This window comes from Stenotrophomonas muris (assembly GCF_052751275.1).
This window is the reverse complement of record NZ_CP199879.1, coordinates 3,843,658-3,861,716: the sequence shown is the minus strand read 5'-3', so window position 1 is coordinate 3,861,716 and position 18,059 is coordinate 3,843,658. Positions and strand designations below refer to the sequence as shown.

Below are 18,059 nucleotides of genomic sequence, written 5' to 3'. Positions count from 1 at the left end.
GTGTGCCTCGTCGACGTGTGCTGGGACCGGTCATTATGCGTACAACCGGCCCCTTGCGGAAATCGTGGATCGCCAACCCGTTGTTCCACAAGGGGCTGGCGGCGGGAATCAGGGGCCTGTAACAGTGACCAGGTGGCGTTCGCCGGCCAGGCCGGGCACGCTCAACGGGGTCACCTCGCGCACCTGCCAGCCCGCCGGCAGGTCCGCGATCTCCTCATGCGGGTAGACGCCCTTCATGGCCAGCAACACGCCGCCGGGGCGCAGCAGGTGGCCACCGACGCGGACGATGCCGGCCAGGGTGTCCATCGCGCGCGCGGTCAGCTGGTCATAGCGGCCGGCCTCGTCCAGCGCCTCGGCGCGCGACTCGGCCACGCGGGCGTTGCCCAGGCCGAGCTGGCGCACGGCTTCGCGCATGAAGCGCGCCTTCTTGCCGTTGCTCTCGACCAGGGTGACCTGCAGGCCCGGGCAGGCGATCGCCAGCGGGATGCCGGGCAGCCCGGGGCCGGTGCCAAGGTCGGCCAGGCTGCCGTCGGCCACGAACGGCTGCATCGCCAGCGAGTCGAGCAGGTGGCGGGTGACCATCTCCTGCGGGTCGCGGATGGCGGTGAGGTTGTAGGTGCCGTTCCAGCGGTGCAGCAGGGCCAGGTAGCGCAGCAACGGCGGCGCCAGCGCGGCGTCCAGGCCCATGCTGGCCAGGCCCTGTTCCAGCGTGGCAGACACGCTGGCGGGAAGTGGGTGTTCGCTCATGCCGGCATTATCGCCGGTTTTGCGCGCCGATTCCCCGCTTCAGTGTGGATACCAGGCCAATGCAGCGCGGAACTGGCCGCTGGCCTGCCACTCGTGCAGGTGCCAGCGCGCGGCCTCGCCCAGTTCCGGGTCGCACCAGCGCAGGTGCAGGGCGCCATCGGGCCCGGGCGCCAGCTGCAGGCGGTGCAGGCCGAACGAGATGCCCTGCCCGTGCGCCTTCAGCATCGCTTCCTTGGCGCACCACACGCGGAAGAACCAGTGCTCGCGCCCGGCCTCATCCAGGCGTTCCAGCCAGGCCACCTCCTGTGGGTGGAAGAAGCGCCGCACGATCTCCAGCAGGCGCGGTCGCGGCCGCAGCAGCTCCAGGTCCACGCCCAGCCGCACGCCTTCGCCCAGCGCCACCAGCAGCACCTCGCCGCTGTGGCTCCAGCCGGTGCCGTAGTGGGCCAACGGGCCGCTCAGTTCCGGCCGGCCCTTGTCATCACGGACCAGCGGCAGCGTCTGCGGGTCGGCGCCCAATGCCTGTGCCAGCACCTGCCGCGCCTGCGGTTCACCACGCTGGCCCGGCACATGCGGGCGCCGCCAGACCGTCACCGGACCGAAGCGCCACGGGCCATCGAGGGTGGCTGGCAGGCTCATCCGCACACGCCCATCACGCAATTCCACGACGGGTTCACAGCCCTGCGCGTCAACTGGTCACAGTTCCCCACCGGAGGTTCGATCATGGGCATCATCATCTGGCTGATCGTCGGCGGCATCGTAGGCTGGCTGGCCAGCATCATCATGAAGCGCGATGCCCAGCAGGGCATCATCCTCAACATCGTGGTCGGCATCGTCGGCGCGCTGATTTCCGGCTGGCTGTTCGGCGGCGGCATCAACGAAGCGATCACCCTCCGCACCTTCCTGTTCTCGCTGATCGGTGCGGTGATCCTGCTGGCGATCGTCAACCTGTTCACCCGCAAGAGCATACGGTGATCTGAGGGTAGTGCCGGCCACTGGCCGGCAGATGTTCCAGAACGGGCCCGGCAATCGTCGGGCCCCGTTCGTTCAACCGATCTGCACCCAGGCCGGCGCATGGTCACTCGGGCGTTCCCAGGTGCGCGGCTCGCGGTCGATGCCCGAGGCCACCGCACTGCCCTTCAGCGCCTCTGAGACCAGGGTCAGGTCGATGCGCAGGCCCAGGTTGCGGCGGAAGCCGGCGGCACGGTAGTCCCACCAGCTGAAGGTACCCGCCTCGTCGTTGTGCAGGCGGAAGCCATCGTGCAGGCCCAGCTGCAGCAGCTTGTTCAATGCGCCGCGCTCGGCGGTGGAGGTCAGGATGTGGTTGTCGTTCCACACCGCCGGGTCGTGCACGTCGCGCGCGTCCGGGGCGATGTTGAAGTCGCCCATCACGATCAGCTTCGGGTGGCGCTGCAGTTCTCCGGCGATCCAGGCATGCACCGCTTCCAGCCAGCGCAGCTTGTAGTCGTACTTGTCGGTGCCGATGTCCTGGCCATTGACCACGTACAGGTTGATCACCCGCAGGTCGCCGAAGGTGCCGGCGATGACGCGCTTCTGCTCGTCCTCGAAACCGGGAATGCCGATCTGCACGTCCTGCGCCGGCTCACGCGACAGCAGCGCCACGCCGTTGTAGGTCTTCTGGCCGGCGAACACGCTGCGATAACCTGCGGTGATCAGCGCCGAATCGGGGAACTTGTGGTCCTCCAGCTTGGTTTCCTGGATGCCGACGATGTCCGGGCCGAAGTCCCTGAGCCACTGCTCCAGGTGCGGCAGGCGGACATTGAGCGAATTGACGTTCCACGAGGCGATCTTCATGGGGGCATTCTACCCGGGTGGGCTTGGGTTGCCTTGTAGAGCCGAGCCCACGCTCGGCTGTGTCTGCCTGGACCAGCCAAGAGCAGCCGAGCGTGGGCTCGGCTCTACAGAAGAATCAGGCCCTGAATCAAGTGGAGCCACGCCATGCGTGGCTTCATCGCAGCAGGAACCGCAACAACCCCGCAATCCTCGAATACGGCGGCCGCAGCCGGTCGCTGGTCGCCCAGCGCGACTGCCACAGCACCGGCAGCCGCTTGCTCATCGCATCGAACCCGGCGCGGCCGTGGTACGCGCCCATGCCGCTGGCCCCTACCCCGCCAAACGGCAGGCCATCGGCGGCGAAGTGCAGCAGCGTGTCATTCACCGTAACCCCGCCGGCCACCACCTGGCCGAGGATGCGCTCCACCGCCGCGCGGTCGTGGCTGAAGGGATACAGCGCCAGCGGCCGGTCGCGGGACAGCACGTCCGCCAGCGCCGCCTCCAGGTCCGGGTAGGCCCGCACCGGAAGGATCGGGCCGAAGATCTCCTCGCGCATCAGGTCCAGGTCGTCCGGCGGGTCCAGCACCACGGTCGGCACCAGCAGGCGCTCGCGGTCGGCGCGCGCGTCATCCACCTGCGCCAGCGGAATCACCGGCACCCCGCGCTGCCGCGCCTGTGCCAGGTAGCCCTGCAGGCGCCGGTACTGGCCTTCATTGATGATGCGGGTGTAGTCGTCGGCATCGCTGAAGTCGCCATAGCGCTCGCGCACCTGCTGCTGCAGCGCCTGTACGAACTCGCGCTGGCGCGCGGTATCGATCAGCACATAATCCGGCGCGATGCAGGTCTGGCCCGCGTTGAACCACTTGCCGGTGGCCAGCCGCGCGGCGGCTTTATCCAACGGGAAATCACGGCAGACGATGGCCGGCGACTTGCCGCCCAGTTCCAGCGTGACCGGTACCAGATGCTCAGCCGCAGCAGCCATCACCTTGCGGCCGACCGCCGTCGAACCGGTGAACAACAGATGGTCCAGCGGCAGCGAGGACACCGCCGCCGCCACGTCCGCCCCACCCTGCACCACCGCCACCCGATCGGGCGGGAACACGCTGGCCAGCAGATCGGCCAGGAACGCGCTGGTGCGCGGCGTGTGTTCCGAAGGCTTCAGCAGCACATGGTTGCCGGCAGCAATCGCGGTGACCAGCGGCACCAGCGCCAGCGTGACCGGGTAGTTCCACGGTGAGATCACCCCCACCACGCCGAGCGGCGTCGGCCGCAGCTGCGCGCGCGCCGGCCACAACTTCCATCCCGCCGATGCCCGCTGCGGCTTCGACCAGCGCCGCAGGTGGCGCCGCAGGTGGTCGATGGCCGACAGCACACTCATGCCATCGGCCAGTTTCGATTCAACGTGGGCGCGATGCCCGAAGTCCTCGGCGATGGCCTGGGCCATTTCGTCCAGGCGTGGCTTCAATGCCTCGCGCAGACGGCGCAGGTCGGCTTCGCGCTGGTCGAGCGTGGGGCGCTGGGCCTGCCAGGCGCTGCGCAGGGTGTGCAGGAGGGCGGGAAGGTCGGCCGGCGTGGTGGTGGTCATGGGCCGACTATACGGGGTGCTGCGCAACGCAATGGTAGTGCCGGCCGCTGGCCGGCAAGGGCTTCATGTCCGCGGCGATTCAGGAGGTTGCCGGCCAGCGGCCGGCACTACCGGATGCGGGCCGAGTGGGCACGGCCCACAAGCAGAAAGGCCGCGGTCTGCACCGCGGCCTTTCCTTCACTGCATGGAACCCACCGGTTACTTGGTGATATCCACGTTCTTGGTCTCGCGCAGGAACAGGCCGCCGATCACCACCGACATCAGTGCGATCGCGATCGGGTACCACAGGCCGTAGTACAGGTTGCCGGTACCGGCCACCAGCGCGAACGAGATCGCCGGCAGGAAGCCACCGAACCAGCCGTTGCCGATGTGGTACGGCAGCGACATCGAGGTGTAGCGGATGCGGGTCGGGAACAGTTCGACCAGGTAGGCGGCAATCGGGCCGTAGACCATGGTCACGTACAGCACCAGCAGCCACAGCATGAAGATGGTGCCGGCGATGTTGATGCGGGCGCCATCGGCCTTGGCCGGGTAGCCGGCGGTGGTCAGGGCGGTCTTCAGTTCCGCACCGAACGCATCGGCCTTGGCCTTGCCTTCTTCCTTGGTCAGGCCGGCGGCCTCATACGAGGTGACGCTGGCGCTGCCCACGTTCACCATCGCCAGCGAACCGGCGGCGGCGGGCTGCACGTCGTACGGCACACCGGCCTTGGTCAGCGCGGCGGTGGCCACGTCGCAGGAGCTGGTGAACTTGCGCAGGCCGACCGGATCGAACTGGAACGAGCAGGTAGCCGGATCGGCCACGACCAGGGCCGGCGAGCTGCTGCGGGCTTCTTCGATGGCCGGGTTGGCGAAGTGGGTCAGGCCCTTGAAGATCGGGATGTAGGTGATGGCCGCCAGCAGGCAGCCGGCCAGGATGATCTTCTTGCGACCGATGCGGTCGGACAGCCAGCCGAAGAAGATGAAGAACGGCGTGCCCAGTGCCAGCGCAGCGGCGATCAGCAGGTAGGAGGTGGTGGCATCGACCTTCAGCATGCTGCTGAGGAAGAACAGCGCGTAGAACTGGCCGCCGTACCAGACCACCGCCTGGCCAGCCGCCGCACCGAGCAGGACCAGCAGCATCAGCTTCAGGTTGCCACCCTTCAGGCTGTCGCGGAACGGGGTCTTGGAACCCTTGCCTTCAGCCTTCATCTGCTGGAACAGCGGCGATTCGCTCAGCTGCAGGCGGATCCATACCGAAATGCCCAGCAGCAGGATCGAGACCAGGAACGGGATGCGCCAGCCCCAGGCTTCGAAGGCCTCGTTGCCCAGCGTCATGCGGCAGGCCAGGATGATCAGTAGCGACAGGAACAGGCCGAGCGTGGCGGTGCACTGGATGAAGCTGGTGTACAGGCCGCGCTTGTCGTCCGGCGCGTGCTCGGCCACGTAGGTGGCGGCACCGCCGTACTCGCCGCCCATCGCCAGGCCCTGGGCCAGGCGCAGGATGATCAGGATCACCGGTGCGGCGAAACCGATCGAGGCGTAGTTGGGCAGCACGCCGACCAGGAAGGTCGAGATGCCCATGATCAGGATGGTGACCAGGAAGGTGTACTTGCGGCCGATGCGGTCGCCGAGGCTGCCGAAGAAGGCCGCGCCGAACGGACGCACGAAGAAGCCGGCAGCGAACGCCAGCAGGGCGAAGATCATGCCCGTGGTTTCATTGACGCCACTGAAGAACTGCTTGGCGATGATGGCCGCGAGCGAGCCGTACAGGAAGAAGTCATACCACTCGAAGACCGTGCCGAGGCTCGAGGCGAAGATGACTTTCTTGTGGCCCTTGGTCAGGGTGCCCGCCGCATGGTGCGGGCCTGGTGCAGTGCTGGACATAAGACGCTTCCCCTCCGAAGCAATCGTTGTGGGTGGGTGCCGACCGTTGGCCGGCACTCAATTCGGTAGGTGCCGACCTTGGCCGGCACCCCATCTCGGTAGGTGCCGGCCGCTGGCCGGCACGCTCTTAGAAGCTGTACTTCGTGGTGAACTGCAACCGGGTGATGTCACCCTTGTTGCCGTTCTCCACTTCGCGGCGGCCGTACATCAGCTCGGCGCCGATATCGACCTTGGGCAGCGGCGAATAGAAGATGTTGCCGCGGATGCTCTGCACGCTCTTGGTCACCAGCGGGCCGAGGATGCTGTCGTTGTCGTAGTCGCTGCGCGCGTAGATCAGGTTGGTGCGCAGCTTCGGCGAGAACGCATGCCGCCAGCCCACGTAGCCGGCCAGCACGCCGGTCGGGTTGAGCTCGTCGCGGGCCACGTCGTAGGCGCTGTCGGCGGTGATGCCCAGGCCGATGTAGCGGGCGATGCCTTCGCCGCCGGTCAGCTGGTAGTGCAGCGAATCGCTGCCACCCATCACCCACTTGCCGCCCAGGGTCAGGCCGCCAGCCACCTTGTCGGCCTTCGCGCCGGTGGCCTGGTTGTCCACCTTCAACTGGCGGACGATGCCACCGACACCAAAGGTGCCCCAGTCGCCCTTCCAGCCATGACGCATGGTCATGTCGGGCAGGCTGCCACGGTCGGAGTTGGCGCTGGCGTTGGTCCAGGCCCCGGTGACCGGGTTGCGGGTACCGGTGAGGGTGGTGGTTTCCGGGTTTTCCAGTGCGACGCTGAAGCCGCCCTGGGTGTAGCGCACCTGGGCCTGGCGCACGAAGATCACGCCGTCGGTGGGGCCGACGAAGTCGACCGCCTCCGGCAGCGCGGCCGCGTCCATGAAGTTGGACCAGGTCTGGCCGGCCATCCAGTTGTTCCAGTACATGTAGGCGTGGCGCAGGGTCACGCCATAGGTATTGGTGGCGGTCTGGTTGCCCAGCGAGTTGCCGAAGAAGTCCATCTCGAAGAACGCACCGGCCTTGTTGCCCGATTCGCTCACGTTGTCGATGCCCAGGTTGAAGCGCGAGAACTTGGCGTGGGCGTTGAAGTCGGTGCCCGAACGCTTGCCGCTGCCGCCGGCGCCTTCCACCGGGGTCTGGCCCGGCAGGTACAGCGAACGGCCGGTGGCGTCGTCGGCCAGCTGGCCATCGCTGGTCTGGGTGGCCAGGAAGTCGGCCTTGATGAAGCCACCGATCTTGACCGTGGTGCCCGGCGCGGCGCCCGGGGTGATGGTGGTGACCTGGATCGGCTGCTTGCCCGCCGGCACCGAGGCGACCGGCTTCTGCCCGGCCTGCACCGTGCGCACTTCGGTCACCGCCTGCTGGGTCTGGCTGATCTGGGTCTGTTGTTGTTGCTGCGAAGACAGCAGCAGCTGGACCTGGCGCTCCAGTTCGGCAACGCGTGCTTCCAGTGCCTTCTCTTTGGCGGTCTCTGCGAACGCCATGCCCGGTGCGACCAGGGCGACCAACAGGCAGGCCGCCAAAGGTGTGCGCACGGCTTTCAACGTACGGTGGCTCATGTTGCCCTCTCTCCCAAGTGGCAAGGTGATGCCGCGCGTGGGGCACGGTCGAGCCGAGACTGCGGGGCGTTCGCGCACAGCGGCTATTGGCCATTGGTCGAACCCGGCCCTGCTGGGCGCTCACTTTCGACCATGGTCTAACCAGGGTGGTGACGCGGCCGGGGGTGGATGGGGCAAACTGAGGGGGATCGGTCGTTGCGATGCTGCGACCGCACATACAAAGTCAACGTGCAAGTGAGGGTGCCATGGCTGATATCTACCCCGTCGATCCGCAGTTCGCCGCCAAGGCACGCATCGACAAGACGTCGTACGAACAGCAGTACCAGGCGTCGGTGACCGACCCGGATGGTTTCTGGGGCAAGGCCGCCGAGCGCCTGCAATGGATGCGCAAGCCGACGAAGATCAAGAACGTCAGCTATGACCTGTCCGACTTCCACATCAAGTGGTTCGAAGATGGCGAGCTCAATGCCAGCGTGAACTGCCTGGATCGCCAGCTGGAAACGCGCGGCGACAAGACCGCCCTGCTGTTCGAGCCGGACGGCCCGGATGCACCGGCCCAGCACGTGACCTATCGCGAGCTGTACGAGCGCACCTGCCGCCTCGGCAACGCGCTGCGCAACCTCGGCGTCAAGAAGGGCGACCGCGTCACCATCTACCTGCCGATGATCGTCGACGCCGCGGTGGCCATGCTGGCCTGTGCGCGCATCGGTGCGATCCACTCGGTGGTGTTCGGTGGCTTCGCGCCGAATTCGATCGCCGACCGCGTCAGCGACTGCCAGAGCAAGCTGATCATCACCGCCGACGAGGGCCTGCGCGGTGGCCGCAGGATTCCGCTGAAGGCCAACGTTGATGCCGCGCTGAAGCTGCCGGGCACGAATACGGTTGAAACCGTGCTGGTGGTGCGCCACACCGGCGGCGCGGTGGACATGCAGGCCCCGCGCGACCGCTGGTTCCACGATGTGGTGGACAGCCAGCCGTCCACCTGCGAACCGGAACGCATGAACGCGGAAGATCCGCTGTTCATCCTCTACACCTCCGGTTCCACCGGCAAGCCCAAGGGCGTGCTGCACACCACCGGCGGTTACCTGCTGTACGCGGCCTACACCCATGAAGCGGTGTTCGACCTGCGCGAAGACGACGTCTACTGGTGCACCGCCGATGTCGGCTGGGTCACCGGCCACAGCTACATCGTGTACGGGCCGCTGGCCAACGGCACGACCTCGCTGATGTTCGAAGGCGTGCCGAACTACCCGGATACCTCGCGTTTCTGGAACGTCATCGACAAGCACAAGGTGACCATCTTCTACACCGCCCCGACCGCCATCCGCGCGCTGATGCGCGAAGGCGAGGAGCCGGTGAAGAAGACGTCGCGCGCGTCGCTGCGCCTGCTCGGCAGCGTCGGCGAGCCGATCAATCCGGAAGCCTGGCGCTGGTACTACGAAGTGGTCGGCGACAGCCGCTGCCCGATCGTCGATACCTGGTGGCAGACCGAGACCGGCGGCATCCTGATCTCGCCGCTGGCCGGCGCGATGGACCTCAAGCCCGGTTCGGCCACCCTGCCCTTCTTCGGCGTGCAGCCGGCGCTGGTCAATGCCGATGGCGAGGTCCAGGACGGCCCGACCGAAGGCAACCTGATCATCCGTGATTCCTGGCCGGGCCAGATGCGCACGGTGTACGGCGACCACCAGCGCTTCATCGACACCTATTTCCGCACCTACCCGGGCAGCTACTTCACCGGCGACGGTTGCCGCCGCGACGAGGACGGCTACTACTGGATCACCGGCCGCGTTGACGATGTGATCAACGTGTCCGGCCACCGCATCGGCACCGCCGAAGTGGAAAGCGCGCTGGTCTCGCACCCCAAGGTGGCCGAAGCGGCCGTGGTCGGCTTCCCGCACGACGTGAAGGGCCAGGGCATCTACGCCTACGTGACGCTGGTGGCCGAAGAGGCGCCGAGCGACGAGCTGCAGAAGGAACTGGTCGCTTGGGTGCGCAAGGAGATCGGCCCGATCGCCACGCCGGACCACCTGCAGTGGGCGCCGGGCCTGCCGAAGACCCGCTCGGGCAAGATCATGCGCCGCATCCTGCGCAAGATCGCCGAGAACGCGCCGGACCAGCTCGGCGATACCTCGACCCTGGCCGACCCATCGGTGGTGGCCTCGCTGGTGGACGAGCGCAAGGTGCGCTGACGTACGACCCGGGGCCGAATCCCGGGGCCGGATCCCGTTCCGCCAGGAACGGGCTCTGACCCCCGTAGGATCTGGCCCCATGCAGTTTCCCCCCACGGTTCCCCCCGACCATGACCACCCTCCTGATTGCCGATGACCACCCGCTGTTCCGCGAAGCCCTGCGCGGGGCCGTGCAGCGGGTCATCCCCGGCGTGCAGTTGTTCGAGGCCGACAGCGTGGAAGCGCTGTATGCACTGGCCGACCAGCACAATGACGCCGACCTGGTCCTGATGGATCTCAACATGCCCGGTGCGCAAGGTTTCAACGCGCTGGTGCACATGCGCTCGCTGCATCCGCACCTGCCGGTGGTGGTGGTGTCCGCGCGCGAAGAAGCCACGGTGATGCGCCGCGCGCTCGACCACGGCGCGCTCGGCTTCATTCCCAAGTCCGCCGACTCGGACACCATCGGCCACGCACTGGGCACCATCCTTGATGGCGAGACCTGGGCACCGCCGGAAGCGCACAACGTGCCGCCCACCGGCAGCGAAGAACGCGAAGTCGGCCAGCGCCTGCGCGAGCTGACCCCGCAGCAGTTCCGCGTGCTGCAGATGCTGGGCGCCGGCCGCTTGAACAAGCAGATCGCCTACGACCTCAACGTCTCCGAAGCGACGATCAAGGCCCACGTCACCGCCATCCTGCGCAAGCTGGGCGTGACCAACCGCACCCAGGCCGTGCTGATGGCCGGCAAGCTGGCCATCGACGACGACGCCATCGTGCTGCCGCCGGAAGAAGACTGAAGGTGGCGGACTGCGGAGCCGAGCATGGGCTCGGCTCTACAGACTTCATGATGCCCCTGTAGAGCCGAGCCCATGCTCGGCTGCTCTTGGCCTCAATGCCGATCACCCCCAAAGCCGCCATCGACTCCATACATAGGGGTATTCCCCGATGCGCGTGGCCAGCCCAGCACGCACTGGATTGGCTGCAATGTACATCGCCTGCGTGCGCAGGCACTCGTCACTGCGCAGCGCATGATCGTAGAACCCCGCCTGCCAGATCGGTGCGTTCGCATCAACGCGCCTGGCGATGGATCTTCCACTCCGGGACTTCAGGATCTGCATGCAGCCGGCCAGCGTTCCGGTACGCAACTCGACCAACCAATGCAGGTGATCCGGCATGACCACCCAGGCGAGGGAGGAGGTCCGCCCCGTCCGCTCTACGGTGCGCAGCGCTTCGATCAGCAGATCGACATTGGCCTTGTCGTCGAACCAGGGACGGCGTGCGCGTGTCACAGCCGTGATCGCGTAGACATTGTCGGTCTGCGACCAGCGACCAAAGCGGAGTGCGGGACTGGCCATGCGAAGAGGCTATGGCACGCATGACAGCCTCTCCATCAGCGAAATGCCGTGCTGCATGTCGGCGAATGCTCCAATGTAGAGCCGAGCCCACGCTCGGCTGCCATGTGAAGCAGCCGAGCATGGGCTCGGCTCTACAGGGGCGGGCGTTACCCCACGCCGTGCAGGTGTTCGTACAGGATCGTTGCGCCGATGATCACCAGGATCACGCCACCGATGATCTCCGCACGCTTGCCGACCATGCTGCCCAGTACGCGGCCGAGCATGATGCCGACGGTGACCATGGTCAGCGTGCACAGGCCGATGACCGCGGCCATCACGCCGATATGCACGTCCATGAAGGCCAGACCGATGCCCACCGCCATCGCGTCGATGCTGGTGGCGAAACCGGTCAGCGCCAGCTTCCAGAAGCCGTGGTGCTGCGAGGGGTCTTCGTCGTCCTCAGCACTGTCCGGGCGCAGGCCGTTGTAGATCATGTGGATGCCCAGTGCGCCGAGCAGGCCGAAGGCGATCCAGTGGTCGAAGGCTTCGACGTATTGTAGGGCAGCCCGACCGAGCAGCCAGCCGATGATGGGCGTGATCGCCTCGATGACGCCGAAGATGATGCCGGCACGCAATGCATCGCGGAACACCGGCTTGCGCATGGCCGCACCCTTGCCGATTGCAGCGGCGAAGGCATCGGTGGACATGGCAAAGCCGATCAGGAGGATCGAAATGGGGGACATGGGCGGTGGCTGAGGTCGGGCTGGGACGGACGCACGGCCTGCGCTCGCGCCCAACCTGACGTTGCGCGCGCGGGCCGCTGGTCTCGCCAACCATCATGGTTGTCCACGCCACGGCGCACTGGCCGAGTATGTTGACGTGGACGATTCCTGCGAAGGAATCCGGCTACTCCCCAAGGGGACGCGAAGCTTAGCATCGCGATCCGCACGTGGCGCATTTCCAGCGAAACGCGCAGGCAGGGCTGGTTTGTATAGCGATGGCTATATCGGCGCCGCCATGCGTTCGGGAGCCGAGCACGGGCTCGGCTCTACAATTGCCGATCAGGCATCGCTATTGCCGGCATCGCGCAGCGCGCCCAGGAAGGCGCGCAGCGAGGCCGGCTTGATCGGCTTGGTCAGCACGCGGTAGCCGCGTTCGCGTGCCATCCGCTTCAGTTCGTCGCGGCCATCGGCGGTCAACAACGCACCCGGCAGCGGGTAACCGGCGGCTTCACGCAGCGCCACCAGCGCATCCAGGCCGTCCATGCGGTCGTGCAGGTGGTAGTCCACCAGCATCACTTGCGGCCGCTCGGCCACTTTCTCCAGCGCCTGATCCACCGTCGATGCCGTAATCACCTGCACCTGCCAGCGACCGAGCAGCGCGCGCATGCCGTCGAGGATCTCTTCGTCGTTGTCTACGCACAGCACGCGCAGGCCGGCCAGCGAATCGCTGCGCAGCGGCGCGGCTGCGGCCTGTACCGGCGCGGCCAGTTCGGTATAGCCCGGCAGCGGCGCCACCCGCGGCAGGATGATCGAGAACATCGAGCCCTTGCCAACCCGGCTGCGCGCATTGAGGCGATGGTCAAGCAGGCGCGAGATGCGCTGGCAGATCGACAGGCCCAGGCCCAACCCCTGTTCGCCCCAATCGAACGGCTGCTGGTAGCGGTGGAACTCGTCGAAGATCTGCCGCATGTGGTGCTCGGGAATGCCCGGGCCGGTATCCCATACCTGCAGCTCCACTTCGTTGCCACGCTGGCGCACCGCCAGCACGATGCGGCCCTGACGGGTGTAGCGCAGCGCATTGGCCAGGAAGTTCTGCAGCACGCGGCGCAGCAGGCGGCGATCACTGCGCACCCAGGCCGGACGCGTGAACAGGTCCAGGCGCAGGCCACGGCCGGCGGCGACCGGCGTGTACTGCGCGGCCAGTTCGCGCATCAGCGCGCTCACGTCGAACTCGCCGATCACCGGGTGCAGGCCACCGGCATCCAGCCGCGACACGTCCAGCAGGCCATCAAGCAGCTCTTCGGCAGCACGCAGCGACGCATCCACGCGCTCGGCCAGGTGCTTCTGCTCGTCACTCACATGGTCGCTGTCGCGCAGCGCCGAAGCAAACAGCCGTGCGGCGTTCAACGGCTGCAGCACGTCATGGCTGATCGCCGCCAGGAAGCGGGTCTTCGACTGCTGCGCGACCTCGGCCTCGTGCGAGCGCTCGGCCACGCGCTGTTCCAGCGTCTCGTTGGCCTCCAGCAGTGCTTTTTCCGCGTGCTTGTAGTCGGTGATGTCGTTGTAGCTGGTCACGTAACCGCCGCCGGGCAGCGCCTGGCCGCGCATCTCGATCACCTTGCCGTCGCTGCGGGTGCGCTCGAACACGTGCGGTGAGCCGGCGCGCATGTAGCCGATGCGGCGGTTGATCTGCACTTCGATATCGCCCTCGCCCAGCTCGCCGCGCTCGGCGTTGTAGCGGATCAGGTCGGCCACCGGGCGGCCCACGTAGAGCATGCCGTCGGGGTAGCCGAACATGTCCTGGTAGCGGCGGTTCCATGCGGTCAGGCGCATGTCCGGATCAACCACGCTGACCCCGGCGCTGATGTTCTCCAGCGTGGTCGACAGGATCTCGCGGTTGAAGCGCAGCTCCTGCCCCGCTTCGTCCAGCACCGCCACCACTTCGCCCAGGTCCATGCCCGAGCCACGCAGCAGGCTGGTCAGCAGCAGGCGCGCCGATGCCGCGCCGATCGAGGCCGCCAACAGACGCTCGGTGAACTGTACCCACGGCCGGTCCGCAGGCGCCGAGGATTGCAGCTCGCGGCCCAGCGACTGCGCCTGCTCGAAGAACGAACGCCGCGCGTGACGCTCGCCGACCACGCGCGAGGCCAGTGCCAGCAGGTCGCCCACGTGCACGTGGCCGGGCCAGCCGCCGGCCACCGACGGGCGTTCGGCATACGGGTCGAGGAAGGGGGCAGCGCGCAGGCGCTCGTCGACGCCGGGTCGCCAGCGTGCGGACACCAGCATCATCGTCGCCGCATTGACCAGCAGCGACCAGAACGTGCCATGGGTCAGCGGATCCCAGCCGGTCATGCCGAACAGCTGCTGCGGGCGCAGCCACTCAATGCCGAACGGGCCGTGCTGCACCCAGGCGGCATCGACCCAGCCGGCCATGGTCATCGCCGGCAACAGCAGGGTGTACAGCCAGGTGGCGAAGCCGAGCAGCATGCCCACCTCGACGCCACGCCGGCTGGCACCGCGCCAGTACAGGCCGCCGATCAGGCCGGGCGCGAACTGCGCCACCGCTGCGAACGCCATCAGGCCGTACGAGGCCAGGGTGCTGTCGTTGCTGCTGGTGCGGTAGTAGCTGTAGGCCATCAGCGCCAGCAGCAGGATCGCCAGGCGGCGGATCCACAGCACGCGCGAGGCGACGTCGGCGGCCTCCTGGTGGTCACCGCTCCGACGCAGCAGCACCGGCATCACCAGGTCGTTGCTGACCATGGTAGCCAGCGCGATGGACGACACGATGACCATGCCGGTGGCCGCCGAAAAGCCGCCCACGTAGGCGATCAGCGCCAGCGCATTGCGGCCCTCGGCCAGCGGCAGGGCCAGCACCATCGAGTCGTCGGCGACGCTGCCGCCGGTGCCGAACAGGGTCACGCCGGCGGTGGCGATCGGCAGCACCATGCCCGAGATCAGTACCAGGTAGCCGCCGAACATCCAGCGCGCGCGGCGCACGTCGCGCACATCGCCGCACTCGACCACGGCCACGTGGAACTGGCGCGGCAGGCAGATGATGGCCAGGAAACTGAGCAGCGTCTGCGAGATGAAGCCCACCGGCGGCAGGCCGGTGAACAGCGTATGCACCGACTCGACCACCGCGTCGGTGCGGTTGCTCAGCCACAGGTAGGCGAACACGCCCACGGCCAGCATCGCCAGCAGCTTGATCACCGATTCGAAGGCGATGGCCAGCATCATGCCGTGGTGGTGTTCGGTGGCATCGACCTGGCGGGTACCGAACAGGGTGGCGAACAGCGCCATCAGCAGCGCCACGTACAGCGCGGGATCGGTGAAGAAGCCGGTCGGGCCGGTGTTGCCGGTCAGCACCTGCAGGCTCATCGCCACCGCTTTGTACTGCAGCGCCAGGTACGGAATGATGCCGATCAGCGCGATGATCGCCACCAGCGCCGCCAGCCGCCGCGAGCGACCGAAGCGCGAGGAGATGAAGTCGGCGATGGAGACCACGTTCTGGCTGCGCGCGATCAGCGCCAGGCGCTCGATGATGCGCCAGCCGAACAGCAGCAGCAGCAGCGGGCCGATGTAGATGGGCAGGTAGCCCACGCCGTTGCGCACGGCGGTGCCGACCGCGCCGTAGAAGGTCCACGACGAGCAGTACACGGCCAGTGCCAGGCTGTAGACCACCGGCCGCAGCCACGGCCGGTCGGGGTACATCGGCCGACGGTCGCCCCACCACGCCACGCCGAACAGCAGCGCGGCATAGGCAACCGAGACCAGCAGCAGGATCCAGCTGGAGACCACGCGTGCGTTTCCGTCAGGACAGGGGTCAGTAGATCACGACCGCTGGTCGTGCGGGTAGGTCACGAGGAAGGACCGCAAGGGTGGGGCATGGCAGTAGGTCACGATCGTTGATCCGTCTGGTGGGTCACGACCGTTGGTCGTGACGGGGACATCCGTGCCCACTAACAGTGGGCACCTACCGGGAATCAATGGGCACCCACCAGGAAGCGGTGGGCGCCTGCCAGGTACCGGCGTTATTGGGCCGGCACGCCCATTTCCTTCAGCAGCTCGGGCGCCGGGTAGACCTTGGCCAGCAGCCAGCGCAGGTAGCGCATGTCCACGTGCACGGCGCGCTTGTAGCGCGGGTCGAACCACCAGCTGGCGCTGACCGACTCCCAGTTGCTGTCGAAGTTCAGGCCGATCAGTTCGCCCCTGGCGTTGAGCACCGGCGAGCCGGAGTTGCCGCCCGTGGTGTCCAGGTTGGTCAGGAAGTTGACCGTCTGGGTCTTCAGTGCCGGATCGGCGGTGCTGCCGAAGTCACCCTTGGCGATGGCGGCCAGCAGCGGCTTGGGTGCATCGAACGGGTAGGCGTTGGTGTTCTTCTCGACGATGCCGGCCACGGTGGTCACCGGCGAGTAGGTCACGCCATCGCGCGGGTGCAGCGCCTCGACCTTGCCGTAGCTGATGCGCAGGGTGCGGTTGGCATCCGGATACACCGCGCGGCCCTGCTTGGCACGCCAGGCGAACAGCGCCTGCATGTACGCCGGGCGCAGGCGCAGCTGCTCGCCTTCGCGGGTCTTGCTCTCGTTCTCGATGCGCAGCTGCGCGGCCACCAGCGGACCGGCCACGCTGATCAGCGGATCGGCGGCCAGTGCCTTGCCTTCGCGTGCGGCGGCAAAGCGCGACAGGCGCTGCGCTTCCTCACCCAGCTGGGTACCGGCATACAGGGTGTCCAGCGCCTTGGCCAGCTGCTGTGGGGTACGACCAAAAGCCGCGTCGAACTCGGCCACGCGCTGCGCGTCCGGCAGCTGCTGGTAGCGGGTCAGCAGGGTGGTCAGCAGGGCCTTCTCGACCTCCGGCGCGTAACGGCGCTGGACCTGCTTGAGCACCCCTTCGATCATCGCCTGGTCGCGCTGCTGGTAGCCGCTCTCGCGCTGCGCGTCCGGCTTGGCCGATTCGATGCGCAGGCGCTCCAGCAGCAGCGCCGAGCGCAGCAGCTGGCTCTGCGCGGCCATCTGCTCCAGCAGCAGGTCACGCTCGCCCACCGCCGCACCCTGCGACAGGTTGGCCAGCAGCGCCTTGATGTCACCCTGGTACCTGCGGTCGGTGGCAGCCAGCATGGCCGTCTCGTCGGCGGCGCGCTGGGCCTTCGCATCGCTGCGCAGCAGGCCTTCCAGTTCGCCGGCGGCGCGCTTGCGGTTGTTCTTCAGCGACTGCAGCTGCGAGGCGTAGCGGGTACGCGCCTGCGCGTCCTTGGCGCTGGCGGCCTCGATGGTGTCGATCATCTGCTGGAACACCGATACGCGGCGCGGCAGCACGGTATCGATCTGGCCGGCGAATTCGGCCGCGGTGCGGTGGCGGTAGGTGATGCCCGGGTAACCGGCCAGCATCGCGTAATCGCCTTCCTTCGGGCCTTCCACCGACATCTGCAGGTGTGCCGGCGCCTGGTAGGGCACGTTGTCCTTGCTGTAGGCGGCCGGCTTGCCGTCCTTGCCCACATAGGCGCGCAGCAGGGTGAAGTCGCCGGTGTGGCGGGGCCACATGAAGTTGTCGATCTCATCGCCGTAGTTGCCGATCGCACGCGGCGGCGCATACACCAGGCGCACGTCGCTCAGTTCCAGCTGGGCAATGCGGTAGAAATCGGTGCCGTAGTACATGTTGGCCACCGAGCAGCGCACGCTGCCGTCCTTCTCGCACTCGGCCACGATCTGCTTGCTGGCTGCATCCACGGCATCGAAGTAGGCACGGCCGGTCTTGCCACGGGCCTGCGCCAGCACCTGGTCGGTCACCTTGTCGAAGCCGACGGTGACCAGCACGCGGAAGTCCGGGTTGGCCGGGCGCTCGTCGGCACGGTCCCTGGCGATGAAGCCACCAGCGATCAGGTCGTGCTCGGGCGAGCTGTTGTACTGGATCACGCCCATCGCCACGTGGTGGTTGGTCAGCAGCAGGCCGTCGGCGGACACAAACGAACCGGTGCCACCACCGGCGCGCACCACGGCGCTCAGCGGCGGCGCGGTGACGTTGGCCAGGTCGGCCGGATTGCCCTTGAAGCCAGCGGCCTGCAGCGGTTGGGCCAGGTCCGGCAGCTGCGTCGGCATCCACATGCCTTCATCGGCGTGGGCGCCGGTGGCGAGGGTCAGGCCCAGGGCCAGGGCGGTGGGGAGGGCTTTGCGTGGTGACATGAGGCAATCCGGTACGACAGAACAGCCCGGGACCATAGCCCGTGGGGCGCTGTCGGGCAACGCCCGATAGTCAGGCCTGCGCCGCGCTCCTAGAATTGCAGTTTTCTGCACA

13 protein-coding genes and 1 riboswitch are annotated in these 18,059 nt (G+C 67.4%); of the genes, 3 read left to right on the top strand and 10 right to left on the bottom strand.

The genetic code is table 11. From position 1 onward, the window contains the following. Nucleotides 1-108 precede the first annotated feature (108 nt). Together rsmG and ACUVWL_RS17885 are read right to left on the bottom strand one after the other, a co-directional pair. Nucleotides 109-747, bottom strand: coding sequence for a 16S rRNA (guanine(527)-N(7))-methyltransferase RsmG (rsmG, locus tag ACUVWL_RS17890; RefSeq protein WP_014648885.1), 639 nt, complete (start codon nucleotides 745-747; stop codon nucleotides 109-111). A 39-nt stretch (nucleotides 748-786) separates the two neighbouring features. After that, entirely contained in the window at nucleotides 787-1,386 is a 600-nt protein-coding gene (locus tag ACUVWL_RS17885) for a 4'-phosphopantetheinyl transferase family protein (RefSeq protein WP_111205383.1), read from the bottom strand. A gap of 84 nt (nucleotides 1,387-1,470) precedes the next feature. Between ACUVWL_RS17885 and ACUVWL_RS17880 the strand changes: the two genes are divergently transcribed. Continuing rightward, nucleotides 1,471-1,722 carry a GlsB/YeaQ/YmgE family stress response membrane protein gene (locus ACUVWL_RS17880; protein ID WP_014648887.1) on the top strand — a complete coding sequence of 84 codons (252 nt, stop codon included), beginning with the start codon at nucleotides 1,471-1,473 and terminating at the stop codon, nucleotides 1,720-1,722. Nucleotides 1,723-1,794: 72 nt separating this feature from the next. Here ACUVWL_RS17880 and xth read toward each other — a convergent pair whose 3' ends face one another. The 4 genes from xth to ACUVWL_RS17860 all read right to left on the bottom strand — a co-directional run bounded on the left by xth (nucleotide 1,795) and on the right by ACUVWL_RS17860 (nucleotide 7,544). Continuing rightward, nucleotides 1,795-2,562: an exodeoxyribonuclease III gene (gene xth / locus ACUVWL_RS17875; RefSeq protein WP_111205384.1), complete on the bottom strand. Its 768-nt coding sequence runs from the start codon at nucleotides 2,560-2,562 to the stop codon at nucleotides 1,795-1,797. A 154-nt stretch (nucleotides 2,563-2,716) separates the two neighbouring features. Then, nucleotides 2,717-4,126, bottom strand: coding sequence for a coniferyl aldehyde dehydrogenase (locus ACUVWL_RS17870; RefSeq protein ID WP_445978620.1), 1,410 nt, complete (start codon nucleotides 4,124-4,126; stop codon nucleotides 2,717-2,719). A gap of 198 nt (nucleotides 4,127-4,324) precedes the next feature. Beyond that, the gene (locus ACUVWL_RS17865) at nucleotides 4,325-5,989 is read right to left on the bottom strand and encodes an MFS transporter (protein ID WP_014648890.1); all 1,665 of its coding nucleotides are present in this window, start codon (nucleotides 5,987-5,989) and stop codon (nucleotides 4,325-4,327) included. Nucleotides 5,990-6,116: 127 nt separating this feature from the next. Next, nucleotides 6,117-7,544, bottom strand: a complete 1,428-nt coding sequence (locus ACUVWL_RS17860; protein WP_445978619.1) for a DcaP family trimeric outer membrane transporter — start codon at nucleotides 7,542-7,544, stop codon at nucleotides 6,117-6,119. A 245-nt stretch (nucleotides 7,545-7,789) separates the two neighbouring features. Between ACUVWL_RS17860 and acs the strand changes: the two genes are divergently transcribed. Both acs and ACUVWL_RS17850 read left to right on the top strand, forming a co-directional pair. After that, nucleotides 7,790-9,733, top strand: coding sequence for an acetate--CoA ligase (acs, locus tag ACUVWL_RS17855; RefSeq protein ID WP_227864157.1), 1,944 nt, complete (start codon nucleotides 7,790-7,792; stop codon nucleotides 9,731-9,733). A gap of 110 nt (nucleotides 9,734-9,843) precedes the next feature. Then, the gene (locus tag ACUVWL_RS17850; protein WP_006477308.1) at nucleotides 9,844-10,509 is read left to right on the top strand and encodes a response regulator transcription factor; all 666 of its coding nucleotides are present in this window, start codon (nucleotides 9,844-9,846) and stop codon (nucleotides 10,507-10,509) included. Nucleotides 10,510-10,611: 102 nt separating this feature from the next. Here the strand turns inward: ACUVWL_RS17850 and ACUVWL_RS17845 are convergent, their stop codons facing one another. The 4 genes from ACUVWL_RS17845 to ACUVWL_RS17830 form a co-directional block, all read right to left on the bottom strand. Next, nucleotides 10,612-11,067, bottom strand: coding sequence for an REP-associated tyrosine transposase (locus tag ACUVWL_RS17845; protein ID WP_126411537.1), 456 nt, complete (start codon nucleotides 11,065-11,067; stop codon nucleotides 10,612-10,614). A gap of 146 nt (nucleotides 11,068-11,213) precedes the next feature. Next, the gene (locus ACUVWL_RS17840) at nucleotides 11,214-11,789 is read right to left on the bottom strand and encodes a manganese efflux pump MntP (RefSeq protein ID WP_032957840.1); all 576 of its coding nucleotides are present in this window, start codon (nucleotides 11,787-11,789) and stop codon (nucleotides 11,214-11,216) included. 88 nt (nucleotides 11,790-11,877) lie between these two features. Next, a riboswitch (yybP-ykoY riboswitch) is annotated at nucleotides 11,878-11,967 on the bottom strand. 140 nt (nucleotides 11,968-12,107) lie between these two features. Then, entirely contained in the window at nucleotides 12,108-15,566 is a 3,459-nt protein-coding gene (locus ACUVWL_RS17835; protein WP_014648893.1) for a hybrid sensor histidine kinase/response regulator, read from the bottom strand. 233 nt (nucleotides 15,567-15,799) lie between these two features. Continuing rightward, nucleotides 15,800-17,947, bottom strand: coding sequence for a S46 family peptidase (locus tag ACUVWL_RS17830; RefSeq protein ID WP_032957842.1), 2,148 nt, complete (start codon nucleotides 17,945-17,947; stop codon nucleotides 15,800-15,802). Nucleotides 17,948-18,059: the final 112 nt, after the last annotated feature.